This window comes from Microbacterium sp. SWDP-B6 (assembly GCF_059803615.1).
The window spans coordinates 95,397-121,123 of sequence record NZ_JAPFGV010000002.1 but is presented as its reverse complement, the minus strand read 5'-3'; the positions used below and the strand labels follow the sequence as shown (position 1 = coordinate 121,123).

Here is a 25,727-nt window from a genome sequence, read left to right as displayed (position 1 = left end):
GAGGACCATCATGATCCGCACGACTGTACCGACTTCTGTTCGCAAGGGCGCAGCCCTGGCCGGCGTCGCAGGACTGCTCGTCCTCGCGGGGTGCTCCGGCACGGCTGACGCCGAAGACCAGTCGACCGACACCGGAACCGACACGAGCACCGAATCGACCGATTCCGGAGCAGCGGCCGGCGGCGACTACACCGACGGCACCTACACCGCCGACGGCTCGTACCAGACCCCCGAGACGGTCGAGACGATCAGCGTGACCCTCACGGTCGCCGACGGTCTGGTCACGGATGTCGAGGTGACCGGCGACCCGCAGGCCCGCGAGAGCGAGCAGTACCAGGGCGAGTTCATCGGCGGCATCGCGGACGAGGTCGTGGGCAAGTCCCTCGACGACATCGAGGTCAGCCGTGTGGCGGGCTCGTCGCTCACCAGCGGCGGGTTCAACGAGGCCGTCGAGTCGATCAAGGAGCAGGCCGCCGCCTGAGGCGCCTGACCACGGCATGACGATCTGGCGTTTCGACGCGATCGGCACACTCTGGGAGATCGAGACGTCGCACGGGCTCGGCGCGGACGACCGTGAACGCGTCGGGGCCGAGATCGAGCGATTCGACCGGGAGTGGTCGCGGTTCCGAGAGGACTCATCGGTCACCCGTGTCGGCCGAGACGGCGGCTCGATCTCGTCTCCCGATGCGGGCGCGATGCTCGATGCCTACCGCGACCTGTCGAGGGCGAGCTCCGGGGCGGTGAACCCGCTCGTCGCGGAGAGCTTGGATGCCCTCGGCTACGACGCGTCGTACTCGCTCGTCGCGAGCCCCCCGATCGCCGCCCCGGCAGACTGGACCGATCGGGTGCGCTGGACGGCGGGGGAGGCCACGGCATCCGCGCCGGCTCTTCTCGACGTCGGGGCACTCGGCAAAGGGCGTCTGGTCGATCTCGTGGCCGGGGTGCTCGCCGACGTGCCCGGTGACCTCGTGGTCGATGCCGGAGGTGATATGAGAGTCCGCGGAGACGTGGTGCGGGTCGGACTCGAGCATCCGTACGATCCGACGAAGGCGATCGGCGTGATCGAACTGCAGGATGCCGCGCTCTGTGCCTCGGCGATCAATCGCCGAGCGTGGGGTGATGGACTCCACCACGTGCTCGACGCTCGCACCGGGGTGCCGGTCCGCACCTGGGCGGCCACGTGGGCGATCGCCCCTGAGGCGATGCGAGCGGATGCCGTCGCGACCGCCCTGTTCTTCGACGGCGGCCCCGAGCTCGCCGCATCGTGGGGCGTCGAGTGGGTGCGCATGACGACCGACGGACGCGCCGAGCGTTCGCCGGGCTGCCCCGCACAGCTGTTCACCACCCGCCGATGAGGCATCGAAGTAGGGAAGAGTAGACCTGTGATCACTTCCATCACCGCGCTGCGGCAGCGGGTTCTCGCCTTGCTCGGCGGCATCTCCATGTACCGTCTGGTGCTGTTCGCCCTGCTCGCGCTGGGGCTCATCGCCGTGGTGCTGTCGACTCTCGGCGTGATCGTCTCGCCGACACCGCTCGAGATCATCGCGTCCTTCGTCGTGCTTGCGTTGGTCATATCGCTGGTGGATGCGGCGGCCCAGCGCATCCTGCGGCTGCCGTGGCGCATCGAGTCTTCGCTGGTGACGGCACTGATCCTGCTCTTCGTGCTCCGCCCCGGCATCGAGCCGAACGCCCTGCTCGGGCTGGCCATCGCCGGAGTCGTGGCGAGCCTGTCGAAGTATCTGATCGTGTGGCGGGGTCGGCACGTCCTCAACCCCGCCGCCTTCGGTGCGGCCGTCGTGTCGATCCTCGGATCCTTCGGTGCCTTCGAGTGGCTCGGGACGTCCTCGTCGTGGTGGGTCGGCACACCGTCGCTCTTCGTCCCCGTCCTGATTCTCGGACTCGTCGTCCTCTGGCGCACCGAGAAGGTGCGCGTCGTCGTCGTCTTCCTCATCGTCGCGATCGCTGTCGCGATGCTGCGGCAGGCCGTGCAGGCTCAGGAGTTCTCGATCGCCTTCGATCCCGGTGCCGCTCTCTCGTTCGCGATCTTGCAGTCCCCGTTCCTGTTCCTCGGAGCGTTCATGCTCTCCGAGCCCCTGACTCTGCCGCCGCGCCGGTGGCAGCAGTTCTCGGTGGCGGTTCTCGTCGGAGCACTCGCCGGGTGGCCGATCGCGATCGGCGGCCTCTTCACCCTCGGGCAGGAGCGGGCGCTGCTCATCGGGAACCTGCTCGCGTTCGCCTTCGCGCTGCGAGGGTCGGTGCGGCTCGTGCTCGAGAAGCGGCAGTTCATCACGCCGACCGCTCAGGAGCTGACGTTCCGCGCACAGGGAAAGCTGAGATTCCTTCCGGGACAGTACCTCGAACTGGATGTGCCGCACGCCCGACCGGATGCCCGCGGAACCCGCCGTGAGTTCAGCATCGTCTCGGCCCCGGCAGACCTCCCGACGCTCCGCATCGCCTATAAGGACGGCGATCAGAAGCATCCGTCGAGCTACAAGCGCGCACTGGCTGCAGCGGAACCGGGCTCAGCTCTCGCCGTGACGGGCACGTGGGGCGACTTCCTCCTCCCGCGTTCGGAGACGCCCGTCCTGATGGTCGCCGCAGGCATCGGCGTGACGCCGTTCGTGTCGCAGCTGCGGCAACTCCAGCTCACGGAGCAGCAGCGTGACATCGTGCTGGTCTATGTGGCCTCCGACAGCTCGGAGCTGGCGTTCCGAGACGAGCTGGCCGCCACCGGCGCGCGCGTCATCGTCTTCACGCGCGATGAGCCTGCGAACCTTCCGACGCACTGGACCTGGGCGCAGGGCGCGCGCCTCGACGCCGCAGGCCTCGAGCGTCACGTTCCCGACATCGGCGAGCGGCACTCGTACATCTCCGGTCCTCCGCGGCTCATCGCCGACCTCGCTCCCGCGCTGCAGAAGGCCCGCTCCCTCACGACAGACGCCTTCGCCGGATACTGAGCCGGGGTTCCGCTCGGCGTGCGTCTACTCCGAGGCATGTCCTGCGGGGTCAAAAACGCACCGGGATCGCCTGCTTCCGATGTTCTTTTGACCCCGCAGCCTTTGGGGACGGGACGTCAGTCGGTGGATGCAGTGGCCGGGCTCAGGGGGAGTCGCACCGTGAACGTCGTGTCGCCGGGTTGGCTGGCGACGGTGAGGTGGCCGCCGTGGCCCTCGACGATCGCTTTCGCGATGGCCAGCCCGAGGCCGGTGCCGCCGGTCTGCCGAGCGCGGGAGCTGTCGCCACGCGCGAACCGGGCGAAGAGCTCATCTCGCACGCCGGGGTCGATACCGGGCCCGTCGTCGTGCACCCGCAACACGGCCTCATCACCTTCGCGACTCACGCTGAGCGTGATCGAGGTGCCCGCGGGGGTGTGCGTCCGCGCGTTGGCGAGAAGGTTCGCGACGACCTGGTGCATCCGTCCGGCGTCGCCGACGATGACGATGGGCTCATCAGGAGCCTCGATGTTCCAGTGATGGTCTGCCGCAGTCGGGCGTGCGTCGGAGAGGCCCTCGAGCGCGAGCTGGGTCAGGTCGACAGTGCCGTAGACCAGCTCCCGTCCCTCGTCGAGACGGGCGAGCAGCAGCAGGTCCTCGACGAGGCGCGTCATGCGCAGCGACTGAGCCTGGATGCGCTCGAGCGACGTGGTGGTGCTCTCGACGGCCGCCTCGCCACCCTGTTGCTTCAACGCGCGCAGCGAGAGCTCGGAGTACCCGCGGATAGACGACAGCGGAGTGCGCAGCTCGTGGCTCGCGTCGGCGACGAACCGGCGCATCCGCTCCTCGTTCTTCTGACGCGAGGCGAGGGAGTCGTTGACGTGGTCGAGAAGCTTGTTCAGAGACGAGCCGACCAGGCCGGTCTCCGTGCGCGGATCGGCCTCCGATGCGGGAACGCGCTCGGTGATCTGCACTTCACCTCGGTCCAGGGGCTGATTCGCCACCCGGGTTGCCGTCGCCGCGACCGCACGCAATGGTCTCAGCCCCACGCGGATGGTGATCGCCGTGGTGAGCGCCAACAGGATGAGGCCTCCGATCGTCGCCAGGGCGATCACCGTGAGCAGAGTCGTCAGCTGATTCTGGATCTCGGTGCGGGGGAGTCCGGTGACGACGTTGACACCGTTGGGCGCCTGCTTCGCGAAGACCATGTACGAGCCGAAGTCGTCGATGGTGACTGTCGCACTGGGCTGGCCGCCGAGTGCCGCGTCGATACGATCGAGGTCTTCGCTGGTCAGCTTCTGCGGAACGCCGCCCCATTCGTCTTTGGTGTCGGGGAAGAGCACTCCGCTGGTTCCGCCCTCCGTGCTGGACACCGCCAGCAGGAGTCCTGGGACGCGGGCGTCGTTGATCTCGAGGATGTTGTCCATGTTCGCGAACTGCGCGGGCACCCGGCTGACCCACTGTGTCACCGTATTCGAGTAACTGTGCAGGCGATCCTCGAGCTGTCTCTCCAGTGTGCTGCCGAGCAGAGCGCTGGTGATCACGGCGACGATCACGAGGATGAGCGAGACGAACCCGATCACGGCTGTCATCAGCCGTGTCTGCAGACTCATCGGTCGCCGAGCCATCCCCGTCAGGCTCACTGGGGCGCCTTGATCATGTAGCCGACACCTCGCACCGTGTGCAGCAGCGGGGTGCGCCCGGCGTCGATCTTCTTGCGCAGGTACGAGATGTACAGCTCGACGACCGACGACTTGCCGCCGAAGTCGTAGCTCCACACCCTGTCGAGGATCTGGGCCTTCGACAGCACTCGTCGCTCGTTGCGCATCAGATAGCGGAGCAGCTCGAACTCGGTCGCGGTCAGCTCGATCTCGGTGCCGTCGCGGACGACCTCGTGGCTGTCCTCGTTGAGGGTGAGGTCGGCGACGCGGAGGATCGACTGGCCGTCGTCGGCCGTCGCGTGTCCGGTGCGGCGGATGATCGCGCGCAGTCGGGCGATCACCTCTTCCAGGCTGAACGGCTTCGTGACGTAGTCGTCACCACCGGCGGTGAGGCCGGCGACCCGGTCGCCGACGGCATCCTTCGCAGTGAGGAAGAGCACCGGCACGAGGCTGCCGGATTCGCGAAGGCGCCGCAGCACGGCCATGCCGTCGAGGTCGGGCATCATGATGTCGAGCACGAGCGCGTCGGGTTCGAATTCGCGCGCGACCTGCAGCGCCTCCAGGCCGGATGATGCGGTGCGCACCTCCCAGCCCTCCATCCGCAGGGCCATCGCGAGGAGATCGGTGAGCATCTGCTCATCGTCGACGGCGAGGATGCGCAGGGGGGAGCCGTCGGGGCGGCGCAGTTCGGGGAGATCGGAGCTCATGAGTACATTCTGCGGAATCACCTATGGGGTTTCTATGGAGAGCGCTATGCGTGGGCTGTGAGATCCGCCGACCATAGTCTTCTCATCACTCATCCCTCGATCTCGCAAAAGTCCGCTCCCTAGCGTCATCATCGGCCCGCGAACGGCGCGGCGGAAGGAGAGACATGTACGGGACATATCTGCGGCGCGAGTTGGCGGGCCGCAAGAGACAGACGATGATCGTCGCGATCGGGCTCGCCATCGCGATCGCCCTGGTCATCGTCGTCAACGCGCTCACCGCGGGAGTGCGCGATGCGCAGGCCCAGGCACTGGAGTCGGTCTACGGCGTCGGAACCGACCTCACGGTCACCGGGGCCGCGGCTGAGCCGGGGGAGGGCGGTGGTCAGCGCTTCGACTTCGGATCGGAGGACGGAGCCACCGAAGGCGACACGACGACGTTGAGTCAGTCGACCCTGATGACGGACTTCATGCGCGGAACTCTCGACGCGACCGTGCTCGACACGGTGACGGCGACGGACGGCGTGACGGCGGCATCCGCTGCGCTCAGCCTCACGAACTCGACCTTCTCGGGTGAGCTGCCCAGCGGCGGCTTCGGAGCGCAGGACGGAACCGCTGAGGGCACCGCTCCCACCGAGGGCGACGCACCGCCCCAGGGCGGCGCCGGTGGCGGCTCCTTCGGCGTCGAGTCGTTCACGGTGCTCGGCATCGATCCGGCCGTGACGTCGGTGGGTCCGCTCGCCTCGGTCGAGATCAGCGACGGCCGCGCTCTCGACAGCGATGATGCGGGTGCGCTCGTCGCCCTCGTCGACGCCACCTACGCGAGCACGAACGAGATCGCCGTCGGTGACACGATCGACGTCGCCGGTTCCGATGTCGAGATCGTCGGCATCGTGGCATCCACCTCCGACTCCGCCGACACCGCGGCCAACGTCTACCTGCCCCTCGACACGGCCCAGGAGCTCTCGGGTGCCGGAGACGTCGTCTCCACCGTCTATGTGCAGGCCGAGTCGGCGGCGTCCATCGACGCTGTGCAAACGGCACTCGCCGACGAGCTTCCCGATGCCACCGTCACGTCGCAGTCCGAGCTCGCATCGATTGTCTCAGGGTCGCTGTCGAGCGCGACCTCGCTGATCACGAACCTCGGCACCTGGCTGTCGATCATCGTGCTCGCGGTCGCCGTGCTGCTCTCGGTGCTGCTGACGCTGTCGGGCGTCTCACGTCGCACGAGAGAGTTCGGCACCCTCAAAGCGATCGGCTGGTCCAACGGCCGTGTCGTGCGTCAGGTCGCGGGCGAGTCGATGGTGCAGGGACTCATCGGCGGCGCCGTAGGCCTGGTGCTCGGCATCACCGGGATCGTCGTCATCAACCTCGTGAAGCCGACGGTCGCCGCTGCTGCCGCGGGCACTGCCGAAGGCGGCCCCGGGGGAACGGGTGGCAGACCCACCGGAGGTGGCGGCATGTTCCAGACGCAACAGGCGGCCGACATCGTGTTGCAGGCCCCCTTCACCCCCTGGGTGCTGGTCGCGGCCGTCGGTCTCGCCGTGCTCGGTGGCCTCGTGGCCGGAGCGTTCGGCGGATGGCGGGCGGCACGACTGAGCCCTGCCGAGGCACTGCGTTCCGTCGCCTGACGGTTCACGAGACATCACAGACAGAGGAGAGACATCATGACCATCGCAGACATCGCCCCCACGGCGAACGGGACGGATGCCGCGGCGCCGATATACCGCGCGCAGGGCGTCACTCGCACCTACCGGCAGAAGGCAAGGACGGTGAAGGCGCTGACCGGTGTCGATCTCACCATCGACCCCGGCGAGTTCGTCACGATCCAGGGGCCCACTGGAGGAGGCAAATCGACGCTGCTGCAGCTGCTGGGAGCGCTCGACAAGCCGTCTTCGGGGTCGCTGAAGCTGGGCGACATCGAGCTCGCCTCCGCATCCGCTCGTGAGCTCACTCGCATCCGGGCCCAGGAGATCGGCTTCGTCTTCCAGGGGTTCAACCTCATCCCGACCCTCACGGCTGCCGAGAACGTGAACATGGCGCTCGAGCCGACCTCGCTCAGTCGCGCCGAGCGATCAGCGCGCGTGGCGCAGGCGCTCGCTCACGTCGGCCTCGACGACCGTGGCGACCACCTGCCGACCGAGCTCTCGGGCGGTCAGCAGCAGCGCGTGGCGATCGCCAGGGCGATCGTGAAGCGGCCTCGGGTGCTGCTGGCCGATGAACCGACCGGCAACCTCGACGAGAGCATGCGAGACGAGATCCTCACGCTGCTCGAGGGGCTGTGCGCCGAGGGGATCACCATGATCGTCGTCACGCACGACTCGGCGGTGGCTCGTCGAGCGACGAGGCGGCTGCGGCTCGCGAAGGGGACGGTGCAGGACATCACCAGGTGAGACAAGACGAAGGCCCCGGCGACACTCGCCGGGGCCTTCGTCATGCGTCAGAGAGCGCTCAGTGCGTGTCTTCGGCTTCGATCTCGGTGCGGTCGCCCGACCACTGCGTGTGGAACGTGCCCGGCTTGTCGATGCGCTTGTAGGTGTGCGCACCGAAGAAGTCGCGCTGTCCCTGCACGAGGGCGGCCGGGAGGCGGTCGGCGCGGATGCCGTCGTAGTACGACAGCGACGACGAGAACGCCGGAGCGGGGATGCCGGCCTGAGCCGCCGCGACCACGACGCGACGCCACGGCGCCTGCGCGCGGGTGATCGCCTCGGTGAAGTAGGGAGCCGTCAGCAGCACGGGCAGGCCGGGCTCTGCGGCGTAGGCGTCGGCGATGCGGTTGAGGAACTGCGCACGGATGATGCAGCCGCCGCGCCAGATCTTGCTGATCGCGCCGAGGTCGATGTTCCAGCCGTACTCTGCCGCGCCCGCGCGGATCTCGTCGAAGCCCTGCGAGTAGGCGACGATCTTCGAGGCGTAGAGCGCGAGACGCACGTCCTCGATGAACGCGGCCTCGTCGGCGACGGTGAACGCGTCGTCAGGGCCGGGAAGAGAGCCTGCGACCTCGCGCTGCTCGGGGTGCGAGGACAGCGATCGGGCGAAGGTGGCCTCGGCGATACCCGACACCGGCACGCCGAGCGACAGGGCGGTCTGCACGGTCCATGCACCGGTGCCCTTGGCCCCGGCCTGGTCGAGGATCACGTCGACGAGCGGCTTGCCGGTCTCGGCATCCACCTGGCGCAGCACCTCTGCGGTGATCTCGATCAGGTACGACTCGAGCTCGCCCTTGTTCCACTCGGCGAAGATCTCGGCGATCTCGGCGGGGGACTTGCCCGTGCCGCGACGGATGAGGTCGTAGGCCTCGGCGATCAGCTGCATGTCGGCGTACTCGATGCCGTTGTGCACCATCTTGACGAAGTGGCCCGCGCCGTCGTGGCCGACGTGCGTGACGCACGGCTCGCCCTCGGCGATCGCGGCGATCGACTTGAGGATCGGGCCGAGGGTGATCCAGGACTCGTCCGAGCCGCCGGGCATGATCGACGGGCCCGTGAGCGCGCCCTCTTCGCCGCCCGAGATGCCGGCGCCGACGAAGTTGATGCCCGTCTCGCGGACGGCCTTCTCGCGGCGGATCGTGTCGGGGAAGTACGCGTTGCCGCCGTCGACGATGATGTCGCCCGGCTCGAAGACCTCGACGAGCGAGTCGATCACGGCGTCGGTCGGGCCGCCGGCCTTGACCATGATGATCGCCGTGCGCGGCTTCTGCAGCGAGTCGGCGAACTCCTGGTACGTCTTGGCCGGGATGAAGCCGGCCTCAGGGTGCTCGGAGACGAGCGTCTCGGTCTTCTCGTAGCTGCGGTTGAAGATCGCCACCGTGTTGCCCTCGCGGCTGGCGAGGTTGCGGGCGAGGTTCGAACCCATGACGGCGAGTCCGACGACTCCGATGTTCGCTGATGCTTCGGGCACAGATGGCTCCTAGATCGAGAAGAAGGGGATGCTCCCAGATTATCGCGGCGTCCGGGGTGGTGCTCCCGTGTGACGGGTGGTGTCGGACGCGAGGAGATCAGTCCTTGCGGTACCCCGAGCGCCCGAGCGAGAACAGAGCCGCGAAGGTGAAGCCTGCGGCGCACACGGTCATCGCGCCGATGAGCCAGGCGATCGCGTGGGAGAAGAAGACGCCGTCGAGCATGTGGGAACTCCATGTTCTGCAGAGAGGGATCGGTGTTCTCAGCCTATCGGCTCATCCGGTACCATGAGAGGAGTACCTCGGCGAGGGATGCTTCTGCGCGTGCGCTGGCATCCGTTATCGACGCGGCGAAGCAAGCCGGTGGCTTTCCTCACGTGTCTGCGTTCGAGAACAATTCCAAGACCACCGCGTAGCTGTCGCTGCGTGCCCCGAAGGAGAACCCCATGTCTGAAGACACCAAGGTCAAGGCCGAGCTCCGCGAGAGCTTCGGCAAGGGCTTCGCCCGTCGTCTGCGCGCCGCAGGCAAGATCCCCGCCGTCATCTACGGTCACGGCACCGACCCCGTGCACGTCGCACTGCCCGGCCACCAGGTCTCGCTGATCATCCGCCGCGCGAACGCGCTGCTCGAGCTCGACATCGACGGCAAGGACCAGCTCGCCCTCGTCAAGGATGTCCAGCGCGACCCGGTGCACCAGATCATCGAGCACATCGACCTGCTGGTCGTTCGCAAGGGCGAGAAGGTCACGATCGACGTTCCCGTCATCGTCACCGGAGAGCCGGCTCCCGGCACGATCGTCAACCAGGACGCGAACACGATCTCGATCGAGGCCGAGGCCACGCACCTGCCGCAGAACGTCGAGGTCTCGGTCGAGGGTCTCGAAGAGGGCGCGCACATCACCGCCGCCGACGTCACGCTCCCCAAGGGCTCGACGCTGCTGACCGACCCCGAGGTGCTCGTCGTCGCGATCGCGATCCCGGCCGAGGAGTCGCTCGGTGAGGACGAGGCCGGAGCCGACGAGGCTTCCGCCGAGGAGGCTCCCGCCGCGGAGTGATCTCCGCAGGCGCAGCGCACAGCTGACTGCATCACAGAGGGGGCGCGAGCAGATCGCGCCCCCTCTGTCGTATCCTGACCCGGGCACCGCGAAGGGCCCGCATGCGAGAGGACGATCACATGGCATCCACCTGGCTCGTGGTGGGGCTCGGCAACCCCGGCCCGCGATACGAGGCCACGCGCCACAACATCGGCCAGATGGTCGTCGACGAGCTCGCCTCGCGCCGTGGCGAGAGCTTTCGCGAGCACAAGGGCGGGGCGCGTGTCGTCGAGACCTGGGTGCGTCCGGGCGGTGACAAGCTCGTGCTCGCCAAGCCCAACACGTTCATGAACGTCTCCGGCACTCCGGTGGCGGCTCTCGCTCGCTTCTACTCGGTGCCGCCGGAGCAGGTCATCGTCGTCCACGACGAACTCGACATCCCCTTCGACACCGTCAAGCTCAAGATCGGCGGAGGCCACGGCGGACACAACGGGGTGCGCGACATCGCCCGCGCCCTCACCACGCCGGAGTTCCCGCGGGTGCGCGTCGGCATCGGTCGCCCGGCGGGTCGACAGGACCCCGCCGATTGGGTGCTCTCGCCGTTCGGCAAAGACGAGCGCGCGAACCTGCCGATTCTCGTGTCAGACGGGGCGGACGCGGTCGAGCTGCTCGTCGAGGAAGGCCTGCTCTCCGCGCAGCAGAAGCACCACGCGCCACGCTGAGCCGAACGAGGTGCGGTCGTCGCACCGCTTCGTTACGGCAGGAAGCCGGTCGCGGTGCCGGTCGACAGGGTGACCAGCAGCACGACCCAGAAGATGATCGGGCCGAGCACCGCGACGACGAGTGCAGTGATGCCCGCGCCGCGCGCCTGCTTCTTGCGAATCGCGATGATGCCGATGACGATGGCGGCGATGCCGAGGATCGTCCCTGTCCAGAACGAGATCTCCGCCCACAGCACCTGGTCCCGCGCGGGCGAGAGGATCGACAGGAAGTCGGGATCGGTCGTGTCGAGACCGCCCGGGAGGCGACGACCGATGTCGAAGCCGGCGACTCCGGCGACGATCGGCGTGACGACAGCGGCCACGATCGCCAGGATCAGCGCCAGGATGCCCATCAGCCCGGACTTCTTCTCCCCGGTGATCGGCGCCTGATACGCGCCTGCGGGCGCCGAGTAGCCACCGACCGGAACCTGGTAGGCGCCGGGAGGAGCCGCCTGGTAGGTCGGTGCGCCGGGCTGCTGACCCGCGGGATGCGGGTACAGGGGAGCGCCCGTCGGTGCCGGGTATGCGGGTGCGGGCTGACCGGCGGAGAACGGCTGGGTCGGGGCGGCGGGAGCCGCGGGGGGTGCGCCCTGGTAGACGGGAGGCGCGCCCTGGTGCGCGGGCGGAGCCGGAGGCGTCGAGTACGAAGGCGGTGCGGGCGGCGCCGGCGTCGAGATCTGCGGCGCCGGTGACGACACGGGCGATGCGAACTGCGGCTGCTCCTCGTCCGACCGGGGCACGGGAGGCACAGGGGGGACGGCACCGGACGGGGGCTGCTGCGGATCAGTCACGCCCCCATCCTATGGCTGTCGAGGTCAGACGCGACGAAGCAGTCCGACTCGGTCGTATACCGCTCCGAGGGTCGCGTCGGCGACGGCATCCGCGCGCGCAGCGTTCTGCGCGAGGATCCGATCGAGCTCGGCCGGGTCGTCGAGAAGCTCGAGTGCACGAGCGCGCACGGGTTCGAACTCGTTCACGACCACTTCGGCGAGCCCCTTCTTGAAGTCGCCGTAGCCGCGGCCCGCATACTCGTCTTCGATCGAGGGAACCTGTCGTCCTGAGAGCGCCGCGTAGATGGTCAGCAGGTTCGAGACGCCCGGCTTGCTCTCGCGATCGAAGCGGACCGAGCCTTCGTTGTCGGTCACCGCGCGCATGATCTTCTTCGCCGACTTCGCCGGGTCGTCGAGCATCCACAGCACGCCCGCGTCGCTCTCTGCCGACTTCGACATCTTCGACGTCGGGTTCTGGAGGTCGTAGATGCGCGCCGTGTCCTTCTGGATCACGGGTCGGGGCACGACGAACGTCTCTCCGAACCGCGAATTGAAGCGCTCGGCCAGGTCTCGCGTGAGCTCGACGTGCTGCTTCTGGTCATCGCCGACAGGCACGACGTCGGTCTGGTAGAGCAGGATGTCGGCGGCCATCAGCACCGGGTAGGTGAACAGGCCGACGCTCGTCGCGTCGGCGCCGTAGCGCGCTGACTTGTCTTTGAACTGGGTCATGCGGCCGGCTTCACCGAAACCCGTGATCGTCGAGAGGATCCAGGCGAGCTCCGCGTGCGCGCGGACGTGCGACTGCACATACAGCGTCGACAGCGAGGGCTCGATGCCCGCGGCGATGTACTGGGCGGCGGTCCGGCGGGTCTTCTCACGCAGCTCCGCGGGGTCCTGTGCGACCGTGAGCGCGTGCAGGTCGACAACGGAGAAATACGCGTCGTACGAGCTCTGCAGGTCCCGCCACTGCAGGAGCGCTCCGATGTAGTTGCCGATCTGCAGAGAGTCGGCGGAGGGCTGCATTCCTGAGTAGAGGCGAGGTTTCGTCACGGTATCAATCCTATGGGGGTGGTGGTGGTCCGCGAGCCGGCGGGGAAGACTCGCTCCATGACGACTGCTCCGGATGCCGCCGGCGCCGATAGGGAACGCGGCGATGGCATCTCTCGCATCATCGGAGTCGTGCTCAAGGTGCTGTTCGGCGCACCGTTCGTCCTGCTCGCGTGGGTGGCGCTGAACAGCCGGTTCGGATGGACGAGCGGCGACCCGCATGGCTACGGGATCATCTTCGGCACGTTCCTCGCGCTCATCGCCGGCATCCTCGTCGCGATCGCGGTGCCGCTCGTGTTCCCTCGCGCACTCCGGGGCACGGCCTACCTATGGAGCATGCTCGGATACCTCGCGGTCGCGGGCGCACTGGTCGTCGCTCTCGTCACGGCCTGATCGCACCCGGACCGAGACCCGGACCGAAACCGCGACCCGGACAGCAGGCAGTCGGTGCGCGAGAGGTCAGTAGCTGTAGTCGACCACGACCGGAGCGTGGTCGCTCCAGCGCTGGTCGTACGCGGCCGCGCGGGCGACGTGATAGGCCGTGACCCGCTCGGCGAGCGCGGGAGTCGCGAGGTGGTAGTCGATGCGCCACCCCGAATCGTTGTCGAATGCCTGACCGCGCATCGACCACCACGTGTACGGCCCGTCGACCTCACCGTGGAACACGCGCCCGACGTCGACCCAGCCGAGACCGGTGCCGGTCGAGCCGTCTGCGGACTCGACCGTCTCGCCCGCCGCTCCGAGGAACCGGTCGAAGTACGCGCGCTCGCGGGGGAGGAAACCGGCCTTCTTGCGGTTGCCCCGCCAGTTCTTGATGTCGAGTTCGCGATGGCCGACGTTCAGGTCACCGGTCACGAGAGCGAGCGCGCCGTCATCATCGCCGAGGTCCGCGAGACGCACACCGAACGCATCGAGGAACTTCCACTTCTCCTCCTGTTTCGGAGTGTCGGCCTCGCCGCTGTGCACGTAGGCGCTGACCACCGTGAGCGGGCGGTCTCCGATGAGGAAATCAGCTTCGATCCAGCGTCCCTTCGAATCGAAGTCGTCGTCGCCGAACTCGGTGCGGGAGGCGATGGCCGGCACGCGGCTCGCGATCGCCACTCCGGCGCGTCCCTTGGCCGTGGCCTCGTCGTGCACGAACGTCCATCCGGGAAGCGCGGCCTCGAGGTGCTCGTCCTGCCCGCGGACCTCCTGCAGTGTCAGGATGTCGACGTCGGCCGCATCGAGCCAGCTGCTCATACCGTTGCGAGCCGCCGCTCGGATCCCGTTGACATTGACCGAGGCGATACGCAGATGAGGCATGCTCACCAGCCTAACGAGGGCCGCCGACATCCTTGGACGGACGCTGCAGATCGGCCAGCAGACGCTGGGCGAAGGCGGAGCTCGCATCGACGGGCGGGGGAGCAGAGGCCTCCAGGTCGGCGAGCTCCTGCTCCGTCGCATGCACGGCCCTGGCGGCGGCCCAGGCGCGGTACCACGGAGCCGTCTCGCGAGCCTCGTGCGCCTCGCGCACGCGGATGCGGGCTGCTGCCACCAGGGTCTGGTGTTCAGCCGCCCGCCGCTCCGCGTCGGACTGGGCGAGCAGCGGCAGGTCACGATCCTTCGCCGCGACGGCGATCCACGAGGAGGCGACCAGCATCACCACGCCGTTCACCCTGAACCACAGCAGCAGACCGATGAAGATCGCGAACGTGGCGAGCAGCGGATTCGTCGGCGTGTAGCTCAGCAGGAATCCCGCGCCGAACTGGAGGATCGTCATCGCCCCGCCGCCGAGGAGCGCGCCCGGCCAGATCGTGCTCCAGTGCAGGGATGTGCCGGTGAGGAAGCGCACCATCGCCGCGAGCGCGCCCGACAGCAGCGCGAAGGACACGAGCACGGTGCCGATCCGGATGCTGGTGAGGCCGTCGAGGGCGGATCCCCATCCCAGCAGGCTCAGGATCCAGCTCATCGCGACAGCGCTGGCGGAGCTGAGCAGTGAACCGGCGATCAGCGACGCTCCGAAGATCAGCGCGGCGAGAAGATCCCTCGCCTTCAGGATGACGTAGCTGCGACGGTCGGGCGGCAGGCCGAAGATGTCGCGCGTCGCGCGTCGCGAGAACGTCACCCAGCCGATGGCCGTCCAGATCACGGTTCCGAGCGCGATCAGACCGGTGATGCTGAGCAGCCCGGTCGTGCTCGCAGCGATCTCCTGCACCTGCTGCGGGGTGAACACCCCGCCCTCGTCCTGGATCAGGTTGGGGATGTAGCTGTTGATGATGTCGATCATGCCGTCGACCGCTTCGGTGCTGCCTCCGAGCCAGAGACCGGCGATGGCGAAGGCGAGATAGATCGCCGCGAAGATCGCGAACAGCGCCTGGTAGCTCACGCCCGCTGCGAGGAGGAACCCATTGTGCTGCAGGAAGTGACGCCACACGCGCACGGGGAACAGCCCGAGTGTGCGCTGGGTCAGTGCGGTGGCCCGTTCGACGGCCGCGTCGAGGCGGCGGGGCTCGTTCTCGGCGCCAGCGGGATCAGACACATCCTCACCCTATCCACACAGAGAGAACGGGCGGACTCCGTGAAGGAGCCCGCCCGTCGTCGTCAGCGCGCGAGAGTCAGGGACGACCGCGAAGCACTGCCTGCTTGACCTCGGCGATGGCCTTGGTGACCTCGATGCCGCGGGGGCAGGCCTCGGAGCAGTTGAAGGTCGTGCGGCAGCGCCAGACGCCTTCCTTGTCGTTGAGGATGTCGAGACGGACCGCAGCGTTGTCATCGCGGGAGTCGAAGATGAAGCGGTGCGCGTTCACGATCGCCGCGGGTCCGAAGTACTGACCGTCGGTCCAGAAGACGGGGCACGACGAGGTGCACGCGGCGCAGAGGATGCACTTGGTCGTGTCGTCGAAGATCTCGCGATCCGCGATCGACTGGACCCGCTCCTTGCCCTTCTCCGGCACCGAGTTCGCGACGAGGAACGGCTGCACCTCGCGGTACGACGCGAAGAACGGCTCCATGTCGACGACGAGGTCCTTCTCGAGCGGCAGGCCCTTGATCGCCTCGACGTAGATCGGCTTCGAGATGTCGAGGTCCTTGATCAGCGTCTTGCACGCCAGGCGGTTGCGGCCGTTGATGCGCATCGCGTCAGAGCCGCAGATGCCGTGGGCGCACGAGCGGCGGAACGTGAGCGAGCCGTCGACCTCCCACTTGATCTTGTGCAGGGCGTCGAGGACGCGGTCGGTCGAGTACAGCTCCACGTCGTAGTCGACCCAGTGCGGCTCGGAGTCGATCTCGGGGTCGAATCGACGGATGTTGAACGTGACGATGAACGACTGGATGCCCGTGTCCTGCGTCGTGTCTGCGGGAGCTTCGGCGATGGCGTTCGACATGCTCAGTACTTCCTCTCCATCGGCGGGTAGTTCAACTCGCCCTGCTCGTTCTTCGTGAACACGACCGGCTTCCAGTCGAGCTTGATGTGATCGCTCGGAGTGGAGGAGTGCGGATCGCCCGTGAGATAGGCCATCGTGTGCTGCATGTACTTCTCGTCGTTGCGGGTGGGGAAGTCGTCGCGCATGTGGCCGCCCCGGCTCTCCTCACGGTTCTGCGCGGCATAGACGACGACCTCGGCGATGTCGAGCAGGAAGCCCAGCTCGACGGCCTCGAGCAGGTCGGTGTTGAACCGCTTGCCCTTGTCGTCGACGTGCACGTTCATGTAGCGGTCGCGCAGTTCCTTGATGACGCCGAGCACGTGCTCGAGCGACTCGTGCGTGCGGAAGACCTGCGCGCCCTTGTCCATCTCGTCCTGCAGCGCCTTGCGGAGCACGGCGATGCGCTCGGTGCCCTGGTTGTTGCGCAGGCCCTCGAGCATCCCGGAGACGAACCCGGCGGGGTTCTCCGGAAGCGGCACGAATTCGGCGGTCTTGACGTACTCCACCGCATTGCGGCCTGCGCGCTTGCCGAACACGTTGATGTCGAGCAGCGAGTTGGTGCCGAGACGGTTGGCGCCGTGCACCGAGACGCAGGCGCACTCGCCGGCGGCGTAGAGACCCGGGACGACGGTGGTGTTGTCGGCGAGAACCTCTGCGTCGTTGTTCGTGGGGATGCCGCCCATCGCGTAGTGGGCCGTCGGCATCACCGGCACGGGCTCGACGACCGGGTCGACACCCAGGTACGTGCGGGCGAACTCGGTGATGTCGGGCAGCTTGGTCTCGAGAACCTCGGCACCCAGGTGAGTGCAGTCCAGCAGCACGTAGTCCTTGTGAGGACCGGCGCCGCGGCCTTCGGCCACCTCCTGCACCATGCAGCGGGCGACGATGTCGCGAGGTGCGAGGTCCTTGATCGTCGGGGCATAGCGCTCCATGAAGCGCTCGCCCGAGGCGTTGCGCAGAATGGCTCCCTCGCCGCGGGCGCCCTCGGTGAGGAGGATGCCGAGTCCGGCCAGTCCGGTCGGGTGGAACTGGAAGAACTCGAGGTCCTCGAGGGGGAGGCCCTTTCGCCAGACGATGCCGACACCGTCACCCGTGAGGGTGTGCGCGTTCGAGGTCGTCTTGAAGATCTTGCCGAAGCCGCCGGTCGCGAAGATCACGGCCTTGGCCTGGAACACGTGCAGCTCACCGGTCGAGAGGTCGTATGCGACGACGCCCGAGATCTGGGTCTTGCCGTCGGCGTCCTTCACCGTGAGCAGGTCGAGGACGTAGAACTCGTTGAAGAAGTTGATGCCGAGCTTGACGCAGTTCTGGAACAGCGTCTGCAGGATCATGTGACCGGTGCGGTCGGCGGCGTAGCATGCGCGGCGCACCGGGGTCTTGCCGTGCTCGGCGGTGTGGCCGCCGAATCGACGCTGGTCGATCTTGCCCTCGGGCGTGCGGTTGAAGGGGAGACCCATGTTCTCGAGGTCGATGACCGCGTCGATCGCCTCTTTGGCGAGGATCTCCGCAGCATCCTGGTCGACCAGGTAGTCGCCGCCCTTGACGGTGTCGAAGGTGTGCCACTCCCAGCTGTCCTCCTCGACGTTCGCGAGCGCAGCCGCCATGCCGCCCTGCGCCGCACCGGTGTGCGACCGCGTCGGGTAGAGCTTGGAGATGACCGCGGTCTTCGCGCCGGAGCCTGCCTCGATGGCCGCTCGCATGCCGGCGCCGCCGGCGCCCACGATCACGATGTCGAACTGGTGGTAGTGCACGCCGTCGCGCACGACGGAATCCTGGGTCTCGGTAGTCACTTCTCGTATGCCTTCTCTTCTACTTGCCCAGCGTCTGGCACTGTTCCCACAGTGTGCTCGACTCGGTCACGCCGAGGCACGGGTCGAACGTGAAGACGACCAGGGTGCCGAGGATGATGAGCAGGGCTGCGGCCAGGCCGAGGGCCCAGATCAGCGCCTTGCGAGCGGTGTTGTTCGTCACGTAGTCGTTGACGATCGTGCGCATGCCGTTGGCGCCGTGGATCAGCGCGAGCCAGAGCATGAGGACGTCCCACCACTGCCAGAACGGCGTGGCGAACTTTCCGGCGATGAACGCGAAGTCCAGGGCGTGGATGCCCTCGCCGACCATCAGGTTGATGAACAGGTGCCCGAAGATGAGCACGACGAGCACGAGGCCGGAGGCGCGCATGAAGAGCCAGCCCCATTTCTCGAGGTTGAATCCGCGCTGACGGCGGACAGGGGCTGCGACGGTCTGAGCGGTCATCAGTGTCCTCCTCCGAAGCCGGCGAACGCGAGCATCAGGTGACGAGGCACGAAGCCCGCCATGATGATGCCCCACACCAGAAGCACGCCCCAGAACAGCTGGCGCTGGTACTTGGCACCCTTGGACCAGAAGTCGACGGCGATGATGCGGAGGCCGTTCATCGCGTGGAACACGATGCCTGCCACCAGCACGACCTCGCCGAGCGCCATGATCGGGTTCTTGTACGTGCCGATGACGGCGTTGTACGCCTCGGGGGAGACCCTGATGAGTGCAGTGTCGAGCACATGCACCAACAGGAAGAAGAAGATGGCGACTCCGGTGATGCGGTGAAGCACCCACGACCACATGCCTTCGCGACCCCGGTAGAGGGTGCCGCGTGGCGTCTTGGAAGTGGTTTCCGAAATCGACGGTGTCAAGCGAGCGCTTGTGGACACGGTCGTCCTCCCTGGATCGAAGTGACTCGGTCGCGTGCAGTGCGTCTTCCAAGCGTGAGCCTGCTGTCATCAGGCACGGCCGATCGGACACCATCCTATTCCCGTGAGACGACTGCGGGCGACGAAGGGGAGCCTAAGTGTCTCGATGTCGAGACTTTCCGTGGAGATACCCTGGCAGGGTGAGCCAACCCATCGAGAACTTCTACGCCGTGATCCCTGCCGGCGGAATCGGCAGCCGACTCTGGCCTCTCTCCCGCGCGGACGCGCCGAAGTTCCTGCACGATCTCACGGGTTCCGGGCACTCTCTGCTGCGCGACACGTGGGACAGGCTGGAGCCGTTGGCCGGGGCCGACCGGATCGCCGTGGTCACCGGCCGGGCCCATCGCGCGGCGGTGGAGGCGGAGCTGCCCGGAATACCGGATCTGAATGTGTTCCTGGAGTCGGAGCCGCGCGAGTCCGCGGCGGCGATCGGGTTGGCGGCCGCAGTCCTGCATCGGAGAGACCCCGACGTGATCATCGGCTCGTTCAGCGCCGACCACGTCATCCGCAGCACGCGTGTGTTCGAGTTCGCCGTCCGCGACGCCGTCGAGGTCGCGCGCGAGGGATACATCTGCACGATCGGCATCTCTCCGACCGAGCCTGCGATCGGCTTCGGCTACATCAAGAGGGGCGCGGAGCTCCTCGTCGAAGGGGCGCGCGAGGCCGCCCTGGTCGAGAGCTTCGTCGAGAAGCCCGACCTCGAGACCGCCAAGGCCTACTTCGCCGACCGCGGCTACCTCTGGAACGCCGGAATGTTCATCGCCAAGGCGAGCGTGCTGCTCGATGAGCTCGCCGCGAACGAGCCGGCCCTGCACGCCGGGCTGCTCGAGCTCGCCGAGGCATGGGACGACCGTGAGCGCCGCGGCCCCGCCGTGGATCGGATCTGGCCCGGGCTGAAGAAGATCGCGATCGACTACGCGGTGGCTGAGCCGGCTGCGCGACGCGGACGCCTCGCGGTCGTGCCCGGGCACTTCGACTGGGACGACGTGGGGGACTTCGCCTCCCTCACCAAGCTCATCAACAACGGGCGGAAGAACGACCTCGCCGTGCTCGGGCCGAAAGCCCGGGTGCTGTCGGATGCTGCCAGCGGGATCCTGGTCAGTCAGACCTCTCGCGTGATCAGCCTGATCGGCGTGAAGGACATCGTGGTGGTCGACACGCCAGACGCTCTGCTCGTCACGACGATAGAACATGCGCAGCGGGTGAAGGGTGTCGTCGAGTCCCTGAAGCTGACGGGGCGGAGCGACGTGCTCTGATGAGCACGCACCGTCGCTCATCGGCTGTCTTGGTTTCAGGTTTGTAACCATTCGCCAGCGCTTCGCCCTCGTGCATGCACAAAAGTCGAAACACTAGGTAACTTTGAGCGATCCGCGAGGGCCGCGGCACCGTTCAGGAGGCATGAGTTGACCATCTCCACCACCAAGAAGCTGCTCGGCGCGACCATCGCCGCTGGCGTCGTCTTCGCACTTGCCGGCTGCGGCCAGGCTCCCACCGAATCGGGCGGCACCGGCGGCGGCGAGGCTGACTCCGACTTCATCCCCTGCCTCGTCTCGGACGCGGGCGGCTGGAACGACAAGTCGTTCAACCAGTCCGCCAAGGAGGGCATGGACCGCGCAGCGGAGACTCTCGGCGTCAAGCCGATCGAGTTCGAGTCCGCCAACGACAACGACTACGCGCCCAACCTCGAGACCGCTGTCTCGGAGGGCTGCTCGCTCATCGTCGCAGTCGGCTTCAAGCTCTCCGCCGCGACCGTCGAGTCCGCTCTCGCCAACCCCGAGATCGACTACGCGATCATCGACGACTATGCCGACAACGACTTCGACGGCACCACCGATGCTCCCAACATCAAGCCCCTCGTCTTCGACACGGCTCAGGCCGCCTACCTCGGTGGCTACGCCGCCGCCGGCTGGTCTGCTGCATCGGGCGTGAACAAGGTCGGCACCTTCGGCGGAATGCAGATCCCGTCGGTCGCCGTGTTCATGGACGGCTTCCAGCTCGGCGTCGAGAAGTACAACGAGGACAAGTCGGGCGCCGTCGAGGTCTTCGGCTGGGACGCCGCCACGCAGAAGGGCTCCTTCACCGGCGGCTTCGACGCGAACGACACCGCCAAGCAGACCGCCCAGGGCGTGCTCGACCAGGGCGTCGACGTGATCCTCCCGGTCGGTGGACCGATCTACCAGAGCGCCGCGGCGGCCATCGCCGACAGCGGCAAGGACACGCTGCTGGTCGGCGTCGACAGCGACCTCGCGGTGGCCGACGAGAGCGTGGCCGATGTCACCCTCTTCTCGATCATGAAGGCCATCGACGTCGCCGTCGAGGACGCGACCGTCGCCGCATCCGAGGGCGACTTCGACCCGGCTCCCTACATCGGCACGCTCGAGAACGAGGGCGTCAAGCTCTCGGGCTTCGGTGCCTTCGAGGGCGACCTGCCCGACGGGCTGCTCGATGAGATCTCGGCTCTGCAGGAGCAGATCATCTCGGGTGACATCACGGTGGAGTCGGAGAACTCCCCGTAAGCAGTTCACATCCATGGCGGGGCGAGTGGTGCAAGCGGCCACTCGCCCCGCGCCGTGGACGGACGATGACGACTGTTCGCGGCGCATCCGGGCGATCCCCGTGCGATGCGCCGGAGATTCTTCGGACTCTTCTGGATGACACTTCTGGATAAGGTGCAGATATGAAGCTCGAACTTCGCGGTATCACCAAGCGGTTCGGAACCCTGGTGGCCAACGACCACATCGACCTGGTCGTCGAGCCGGGGCAGATCCATGCGCTGCTCGGCGAGAACGGTGCAGGCAAGTCCACTCTGATGAACGTCCTCTACGGGCTGTATCAGGCCGACGAGGGCGAGATCCTCCTGGACGACGTCGTCCAGCGGTTCCGCGGCCCCGGCGACGCGATGAACGCCGGCATCGGAATGGTGCATCAGCACTTCATGCTCGTCCCCGTGTTCACGGTGGCGGAGAACGTCATGCTCGGCCACGAGCAGACCAAGGGCCTGGGCACCCTCGACATCACGAAGGCGCGTGAGCACGTTCGCTCCGTCGCCGCCCGCTTCGGCTTCGACATCGACCCTGACGCCATCGTCGGCGACCTCCCCGTCGGCGTGCAGCAGCGGGTCGAGATCATCAAGGCGCTGTCGCGCGATGCCAAGGTCCTGGTCTTCGACGAGCCCACCGCTGTGCTCACGCCGCAGGAGACCGACGAGCTGATGGGCATCATGCGTCAGCTGCGGGACGAAGGCACGGCGATCGTCTTCATCACCCACAAGCTGCGTGAGGTGCGCGAGGTCGCGGACACGATCACGATCGTCCGCCTCGGCCGCATCGTCGGCGAGGCATCGCCCACGGCGACCAACGCCGAGCTGGCGTCTCTGATGGTCGGACGTGCGGTCGAGCTCACCGTGCACAAGGACCCGCCGCGCCTCGGCGAGGGCGGCCTCGAGGTCAAGGGGCTGCGCGTGCTCACCTCCGCGGGGGCGATCGTCGTCGACGGCATCGACTTCTCCGTGCGCCCTGGCGAAGTGCTCGCCGTGGCCGGAGTGCAGGGCAACGGGCAGACCGAGCTGGTCGAGGCCATCGTCGGCCTCGCGGCCAGGGTCGAAGGATCGATCACCCTCGGAGGCACCGAACTGGTCAGCAAGAGCGTGCGAGCGATCCTCGACGCGGGTGTCGGCTTCGTGCCCGAGGACCGCACCGAGGATGGACTCGTCGCAGGCTTCTCTGTCGCGGAGAACCTGATCCTCGACCGCACCGGCGACGAGGAGTTCAGCCGGGGCGGGACCATCCGGCGATCTGCGCTCGAGGACTTCGCCCGCGCACGGATCAGCGAGTACGACATCCGCACGCAGGGCCCGCACACCGCGGCAGGCACCCTCTCAGGAGGAAACCAGCAGAAGGTCGTGATCGCCCGCGAGATGAGCCGCGAGCTCAAACTGCTCGTCGCCGCGCAGCCGACCCGTGGAGTCGACGTCGGCTCCATCGAGTTCATCCACAAGCGGATCATCGAGACGAGAGACGCGGGCATCCCCGTCGTGGTCGTCTCGACCGAGCTCGACGAGGTGGCGGCTCTCGCCGACCGCATCGCCGTCATGTACAGAGGCACGATCGTCGGGATCGTTCCCGGCGACACCCCGCGCGAGACGCTGGGACTGATGATGGCGGGCGCCGCCGAGGGAGAGGTGGCCGCATGAGCGGTACGACGCCACACGGGAGCGACTCGGTGGGACGGGGTTCCGCCGATCAGCTCTCGGTGAACACGACCACGACGCCGCGCGATACGGGCGAGGTTCCGCCGCCCCCGCGCGGCAACGTGATCCTGAAGGAGATGCTCCGCGGCAGCGCCGTCACGACTATCCTCGCGATCTTCCTGGCTCTGGTCGTCGGCGGCATCCTGATCGCCTTCACCAACGAGGACGTGCTGGAGGCATCCGGCTACTTCTTCCAGCGTCCGAGCGACACCTTCGCCGCGATCTGGAACGCGGTCTACAACGGCTACGAGGCGCTCTTCCGCGGAGCGATCTTCAACGCACGCGGTGCGGACTTCGCGGCGCAGATCCGCCCGTTGACCAACACGCTGGGCTTCGCGGCGCCCCTGATCGCCGCCGGTCTCGGCGTCGCCCTCGCCTTCCGCGTCGGCCTGTTCAACATCGGTGCGCGCGGTCAGATGCTCATCGGCGTGGCGGCCGCTGGTCTCCTCACCTTCCAGCTCGACCTGCCGTTCTGGCTGCACATCCCGGTCACCCTGATCGCCGGCATCGCCGGCGGAGCGCTGTGGGGCGCGATCGCCGGTCTGCTCAAGGCGCGCACGGGCGCCCACGAGGTCATCCTCACGATCATGCTCAACTACGTGGCGTACTACCTGCTGCTGTGGATGATCCGCACACCCGGTCTGCTGCAGAAGCCCGGCACGAACCAGGCCCTCGGCTACGCCACCCCTGAGAGCGCGCAGTTCCCCGAGCTCCTCGGGCCGCAGTTCCCGCTGCTCGACCTCGGGTTCGTGATCGTGATCATCGCGACCCTCTTCGTCTGGTGGCTGATCGAGCGCTCGTCGCTCGGAATGCGGATGCGCGCCGTGGGTGAGAACCCGCACGCCGCGCGCGCGGCCGGAATCAGCGTGCAGCGCGTCTACGTCTACGCGATGCTCCTGGCCGGTGCTCTCGCCGGTCTGGCCGGCATGAACCAGGTGCAGGGTGCGGTCACGACCGGTATCACCGAGACGATCGACGCCGGGATCGGCTTCGACGCGATCACCGTCGCCCTGCTCGGCCGCAGCCGTGCATGGGGCACCTTCGCGGCAGGCATCCTGTTCGGTGCCCTGAAGGCGGGCTCGTTCTCGATGCAGGCGCAGGACATCCCGGTCGACATCGTGCTCGTCGTGCAGTCGCTCGTCGTGCTGTTCATCGCCGCGCCGCCTCTGCTGCGCGCAGTGTTCTTCCTGCCGAAGTCCGACCTCGAGAAGGCGGCCAAGGCGAGAGCCAAAGCCACGAAGAAGGCGGTGACCGCATGACCTCCCTCGTCCAGAGCGAAGCCGCCGACGGAACCGTGCAGCTCGCCACCGTGCGCGAGCGGCACCTGAAAGCGCCGATCGTCCTCGCCGCAGCCACCGTGCTGCTGGCGCTCCTCTTCCTGCTCGTGCCACGCAGCGGCACCAGCAGCTTCCGACTCAACGACCCGTCGTCGCCGTTCGCGCTGCCCGACGTGGCGCTGCCGACCGGGCCGACCAGCTGGGTCGTCATCGTGATCCTCGCGCTGCTGTCGGTGCTCGCGTTCCTGCGGGCGTGGACGTACCGCAAGCCCTCGATCTGGCTGGTGATCGCCTTCAGCGTGATCGCCGTCTTCGGGTTCCTCGTGTGGGCGGGCGCCGGTGGCCTCGTTCCCGTCAGCAGCCTGCTCTTCGGAGCCGTCTCGCTCTCCGTCCCCCTCGTGTTCGGCGCCCTCGGCGGCGTCATCGGCGAGCGGGCGGGCGTGGTCAACGTCGCGATCGAAGGCCAGCTGCTCCTCGGCGCGTTCTCGGCCGCGCTGCTCTCGAGCGTCACCGGCAGTCCGTTCATCGGACTGCTGGGTGCGATGCTCGGCGGCGTGCTCGTCGCCGCCGTGCTGGCCGCGTTCGCGATCAAGTACCTCGTCGAGCAGGTCATCGTCGGCGTGGTGCTCAACGTGCTCGTCAGCGGTCTCACCGGGTTCCTCTACGGCGCGCTGCTCGCACCGAACGAGGCCGAGCTCAACACCCCGGTGCGCTTCAGCCGCATCGAGATCCCGCTGCTCAGCGACATCCCCATCATCGGTCCGGTGCTCTTCAACCAGACGTTCATCGTCTATCTCATGTTCATCACCGTCGCCATCGTCGCCTGGGGCCTGTACCGCACGAAGTGGGGGCTCCGGGTCCGCGCCGTCGGCGAGCACCCGCAGGCGGCGGACACGGTCGGCATCAAGGTCAACTCGACGCGGTTCTGGAACGTCCTGCTCGCGGGCGCGATCGCCGGCATCGGCGGCGCGTACTTCACGCTCGTCTCTGTGCCGCAGTTCGGCAAGGACATGACGGCCGGTCTCGGCTTCATCGCCCTCGCCGCCGTGATCTTCGGACGCTGGGATCCGATCCGCGCGACGCTCGCGGCCCTGCTGTTCGGCTTCGCGACGAACCTGCAGAACCTGCTGTCGATCCTCAAGACACCGATCCCCGGCGAGTTCATGCTGATGCTCCCATATGTCGTGACGCTTCTCGCGGTCGCCGGTTTCGCCGGTCAGATCCGCGGGCCGGCGGCCAGCGGCAAGCCGTACATAAAGTCCTAGG

Annotated in this window: 25 protein-coding genes; 13 read left to right on the top strand and 12 right to left on the bottom strand. The window is 67.5% G+C overall.

Annotated elements, in window-relative coordinates; translation table 11 throughout:
• Positions 1-10 precede the first annotated feature (10 nt).
• From OPU70_RS05125 to OPU70_RS05115, 3 genes are read left to right on the top strand one after another with little or no spacing between them, the layout of a single operon-like run.
• Entirely contained in the window at positions 11-481 is a 471-nt protein-coding gene (locus OPU70_RS05125; protein WP_042537434.1) for an FMN-binding protein, read from the top strand.
• Between the two features lie 16 nt (positions 482-497).
• Complete coding sequence (locus OPU70_RS05120) at positions 498-1,355, top strand: FAD:protein FMN transferase (protein WP_498557269.1); 858 nt, start codon at positions 498-500, stop codon at positions 1,353-1,355.
• Positions 1,356-1,382: 27 nt separating this feature from the next.
• On the top strand, positions 1,383-2,957 hold the full coding sequence (locus OPU70_RS05115) for an FAD-dependent oxidoreductase (protein ID WP_498557268.1): 1,575 nt from the start codon (positions 1,383-1,385) through the stop codon (positions 2,955-2,957).
• Positions 2,958-3,073: 116 nt separating this feature from the next.
• On the opposite strand, the gene OPU70_RS05110 is transcribed toward OPU70_RS05115, so the two are convergent.
• Entirely contained in the window at positions 3,074-4,546 is a 1,473-nt protein-coding gene (locus OPU70_RS05110) for a sensor histidine kinase (RefSeq protein ID WP_156145903.1), read from the bottom strand.
• Between the two features lie 26 nt (positions 4,547-4,572).
• Positions 4,573-5,301, bottom strand: coding sequence for a response regulator transcription factor (locus OPU70_RS05105; RefSeq protein WP_042540306.1), 729 nt, complete (start codon positions 5,299-5,301; stop codon positions 4,573-4,575).
• A gap of 164 nt (positions 5,302-5,465) precedes the next feature.
• Between OPU70_RS05105 and OPU70_RS05100 the strand changes: the two genes are divergently transcribed.
• The gene (locus tag OPU70_RS05100; protein WP_498557267.1) at positions 5,466-6,929 is read left to right on the top strand and encodes an ABC transporter permease; all 1,464 of its coding nucleotides are present in this window, start codon (positions 5,466-5,468) and stop codon (positions 6,927-6,929) included.
• Between the two features lie 36 nt (positions 6,930-6,965).
• Entirely contained in the window at positions 6,966-7,691 is a 726-nt protein-coding gene (locus tag OPU70_RS05095; protein ID WP_079113215.1) for an ABC transporter ATP-binding protein, read from the top strand.
• A gap of 58 nt (positions 7,692-7,749) precedes the next feature.
• Here OPU70_RS05095 and gnd read toward each other — a convergent pair whose 3' ends face one another.
• Positions 7,750-9,198: an NADP-dependent phosphogluconate dehydrogenase gene (gene gnd, locus OPU70_RS05090; RefSeq protein ID WP_042540310.1), complete on the bottom strand. Its 1,449-nt coding sequence runs from the start codon at positions 9,196-9,198 to the stop codon at positions 7,750-7,752.
• A 97-nt stretch (positions 9,199-9,295) separates the two neighbouring features.
• On the bottom strand, positions 9,296-9,421 hold the full coding sequence (locus tag OPU70_RS05085) for a hypothetical protein (RefSeq protein ID WP_256381367.1): 126 nt from the start codon (positions 9,419-9,421) through the stop codon (positions 9,296-9,298).
• A gap of 221 nt (positions 9,422-9,642) precedes the next feature.
• Between OPU70_RS05085 and OPU70_RS05080 the strand changes: the two genes are divergently transcribed.
• Positions 9,643-10,251: a 50S ribosomal protein L25/general stress protein Ctc gene (locus tag OPU70_RS05080; protein WP_042540311.1), complete on the top strand. Its 609-nt coding sequence runs from the start codon at positions 9,643-9,645 to the stop codon at positions 10,249-10,251.
• Positions 10,252-10,370: 119 nt separating this feature from the next.
• Positions 10,371-10,952 (top strand): aminoacyl-tRNA hydrolase, encoded by a 582-nt coding sequence (gene pth / locus OPU70_RS05075; protein WP_475123154.1) that lies wholly within the window; start codon positions 10,371-10,373, stop codon positions 10,950-10,952.
• 32 nt (positions 10,953-10,984) lie between these two features.
• Here pth and OPU70_RS05070 read toward each other — a convergent pair whose 3' ends face one another.
• Together OPU70_RS05070 and trpS are read right to left on the bottom strand one after the other, a co-directional pair.
• Positions 10,985-11,782, bottom strand: coding sequence for a hypothetical protein (locus OPU70_RS05070; protein ID WP_498557266.1), 798 nt, complete (start codon positions 11,780-11,782; stop codon positions 10,985-10,987).
• Positions 11,783-11,806: 24 nt separating this feature from the next.
• Entirely contained in the window at positions 11,807-12,811 is a 1,005-nt protein-coding gene (gene trpS / locus OPU70_RS05065) for a tryptophan--tRNA ligase (RefSeq protein ID WP_079113214.1), read from the bottom strand.
• Between the two features lie 57 nt (positions 12,812-12,868).
• Here trpS and OPU70_RS05060 point away from each other — a divergent pair, with 57 nt between their 5' ends.
• On the top strand, positions 12,869-13,201 hold the full coding sequence (locus OPU70_RS05060; protein ID WP_498557265.1) for a hypothetical protein: 333 nt from the start codon (positions 12,869-12,871) through the stop codon (positions 13,199-13,201).
• Positions 13,202-13,267: 66 nt separating this feature from the next.
• Here the strand turns inward: OPU70_RS05060 and OPU70_RS05055 are convergent, their stop codons facing one another.
• The 6 genes from OPU70_RS05055 to sdhC form a co-directional block, all read right to left on the bottom strand.
• Positions 13,268-14,110, bottom strand: coding sequence for an exodeoxyribonuclease III (locus OPU70_RS05055; protein ID WP_197066003.1), 843 nt, complete (start codon positions 14,108-14,110; stop codon positions 13,268-13,270).
• Positions 14,111-14,120: 10 nt separating this feature from the next.
• Complete coding sequence (locus OPU70_RS05050) at positions 14,121-15,326, bottom strand: YihY/virulence factor BrkB family protein (RefSeq protein ID WP_498557264.1); 1,206 nt, start codon at positions 15,324-15,326, stop codon at positions 14,121-14,123.
• 76 nt (positions 15,327-15,402) lie between these two features.
• On the bottom strand, positions 15,403-16,170 hold the full coding sequence (locus OPU70_RS05045) for a succinate dehydrogenase iron-sulfur subunit (protein WP_042540321.1): 768 nt from the start codon (positions 16,168-16,170) through the stop codon (positions 15,403-15,405).
• A 2-nt stretch (positions 16,171-16,172) separates the two neighbouring features.
• The gene (gene sdhA, locus OPU70_RS05040) at positions 16,173-17,999 is read right to left on the bottom strand and encodes a succinate dehydrogenase flavoprotein subunit (protein ID WP_042540323.1); all 1,827 of its coding nucleotides are present in this window, start codon (positions 17,997-17,999) and stop codon (positions 16,173-16,175) included.
• 19 nt (positions 18,000-18,018) lie between these two features.
• Positions 18,019-18,462 (bottom strand): succinate dehydrogenase hydrophobic membrane anchor subunit, encoded by a 444-nt coding sequence (locus OPU70_RS05035; RefSeq protein WP_042540324.1) that lies wholly within the window; start codon positions 18,460-18,462, stop codon positions 18,019-18,021.
• Positions 18,462-18,896 (bottom strand): succinate dehydrogenase, cytochrome b556 subunit, encoded by a 435-nt coding sequence (gene sdhC, locus OPU70_RS05030; RefSeq protein ID WP_072591539.1) that lies wholly within the window; start codon positions 18,894-18,896, stop codon positions 18,462-18,464. The genes OPU70_RS05035 and sdhC overlap by 1 nt, the downstream gene beginning before the upstream one ends.
• Before the next feature lie 179 nt (positions 18,897-19,075).
• Between sdhC and OPU70_RS05025 the strand changes: the two genes are divergently transcribed.
• From OPU70_RS05025 to OPU70_RS05005, 5 genes are all read left to right on the top strand, one after another.
• Complete coding sequence (locus tag OPU70_RS05025; RefSeq protein WP_042540325.1) at positions 19,076-20,191, top strand: mannose-1-phosphate guanylyltransferase; 1,116 nt, start codon at positions 19,076-19,078, stop codon at positions 20,189-20,191.
• Between the two features lie 147 nt (positions 20,192-20,338).
• The gene (locus tag OPU70_RS05020; protein WP_056373402.1) at positions 20,339-21,451 is read left to right on the top strand and encodes a BMP family lipoprotein; all 1,113 of its coding nucleotides are present in this window, start codon (positions 20,339-20,341) and stop codon (positions 21,449-21,451) included.
• Positions 21,452-21,612: 161 nt separating this feature from the next.
• Complete coding sequence (locus OPU70_RS05015) at positions 21,613-23,127, top strand: ABC transporter ATP-binding protein (RefSeq protein WP_498557263.1); 1,515 nt, start codon at positions 21,613-21,615, stop codon at positions 23,125-23,127.
• Positions 23,124-24,443, top strand: a complete 1,320-nt coding sequence (locus tag OPU70_RS05010) for an ABC transporter permease (protein ID WP_042536469.1) — start codon at positions 23,124-23,126, stop codon at positions 24,441-24,443. The genes OPU70_RS05015 and OPU70_RS05010 overlap by 4 nt, the downstream gene beginning before the upstream one ends.
• Entirely contained in the window at positions 24,440-25,726 is a 1,287-nt protein-coding gene (locus tag OPU70_RS05005; RefSeq protein WP_042536470.1) for an ABC transporter permease, read from the top strand. Before OPU70_RS05010 ends, OPU70_RS05005 begins: the two co-directional genes overlap by 4 nt.
• Position 25,727 lies beyond the last annotated feature (1 nt).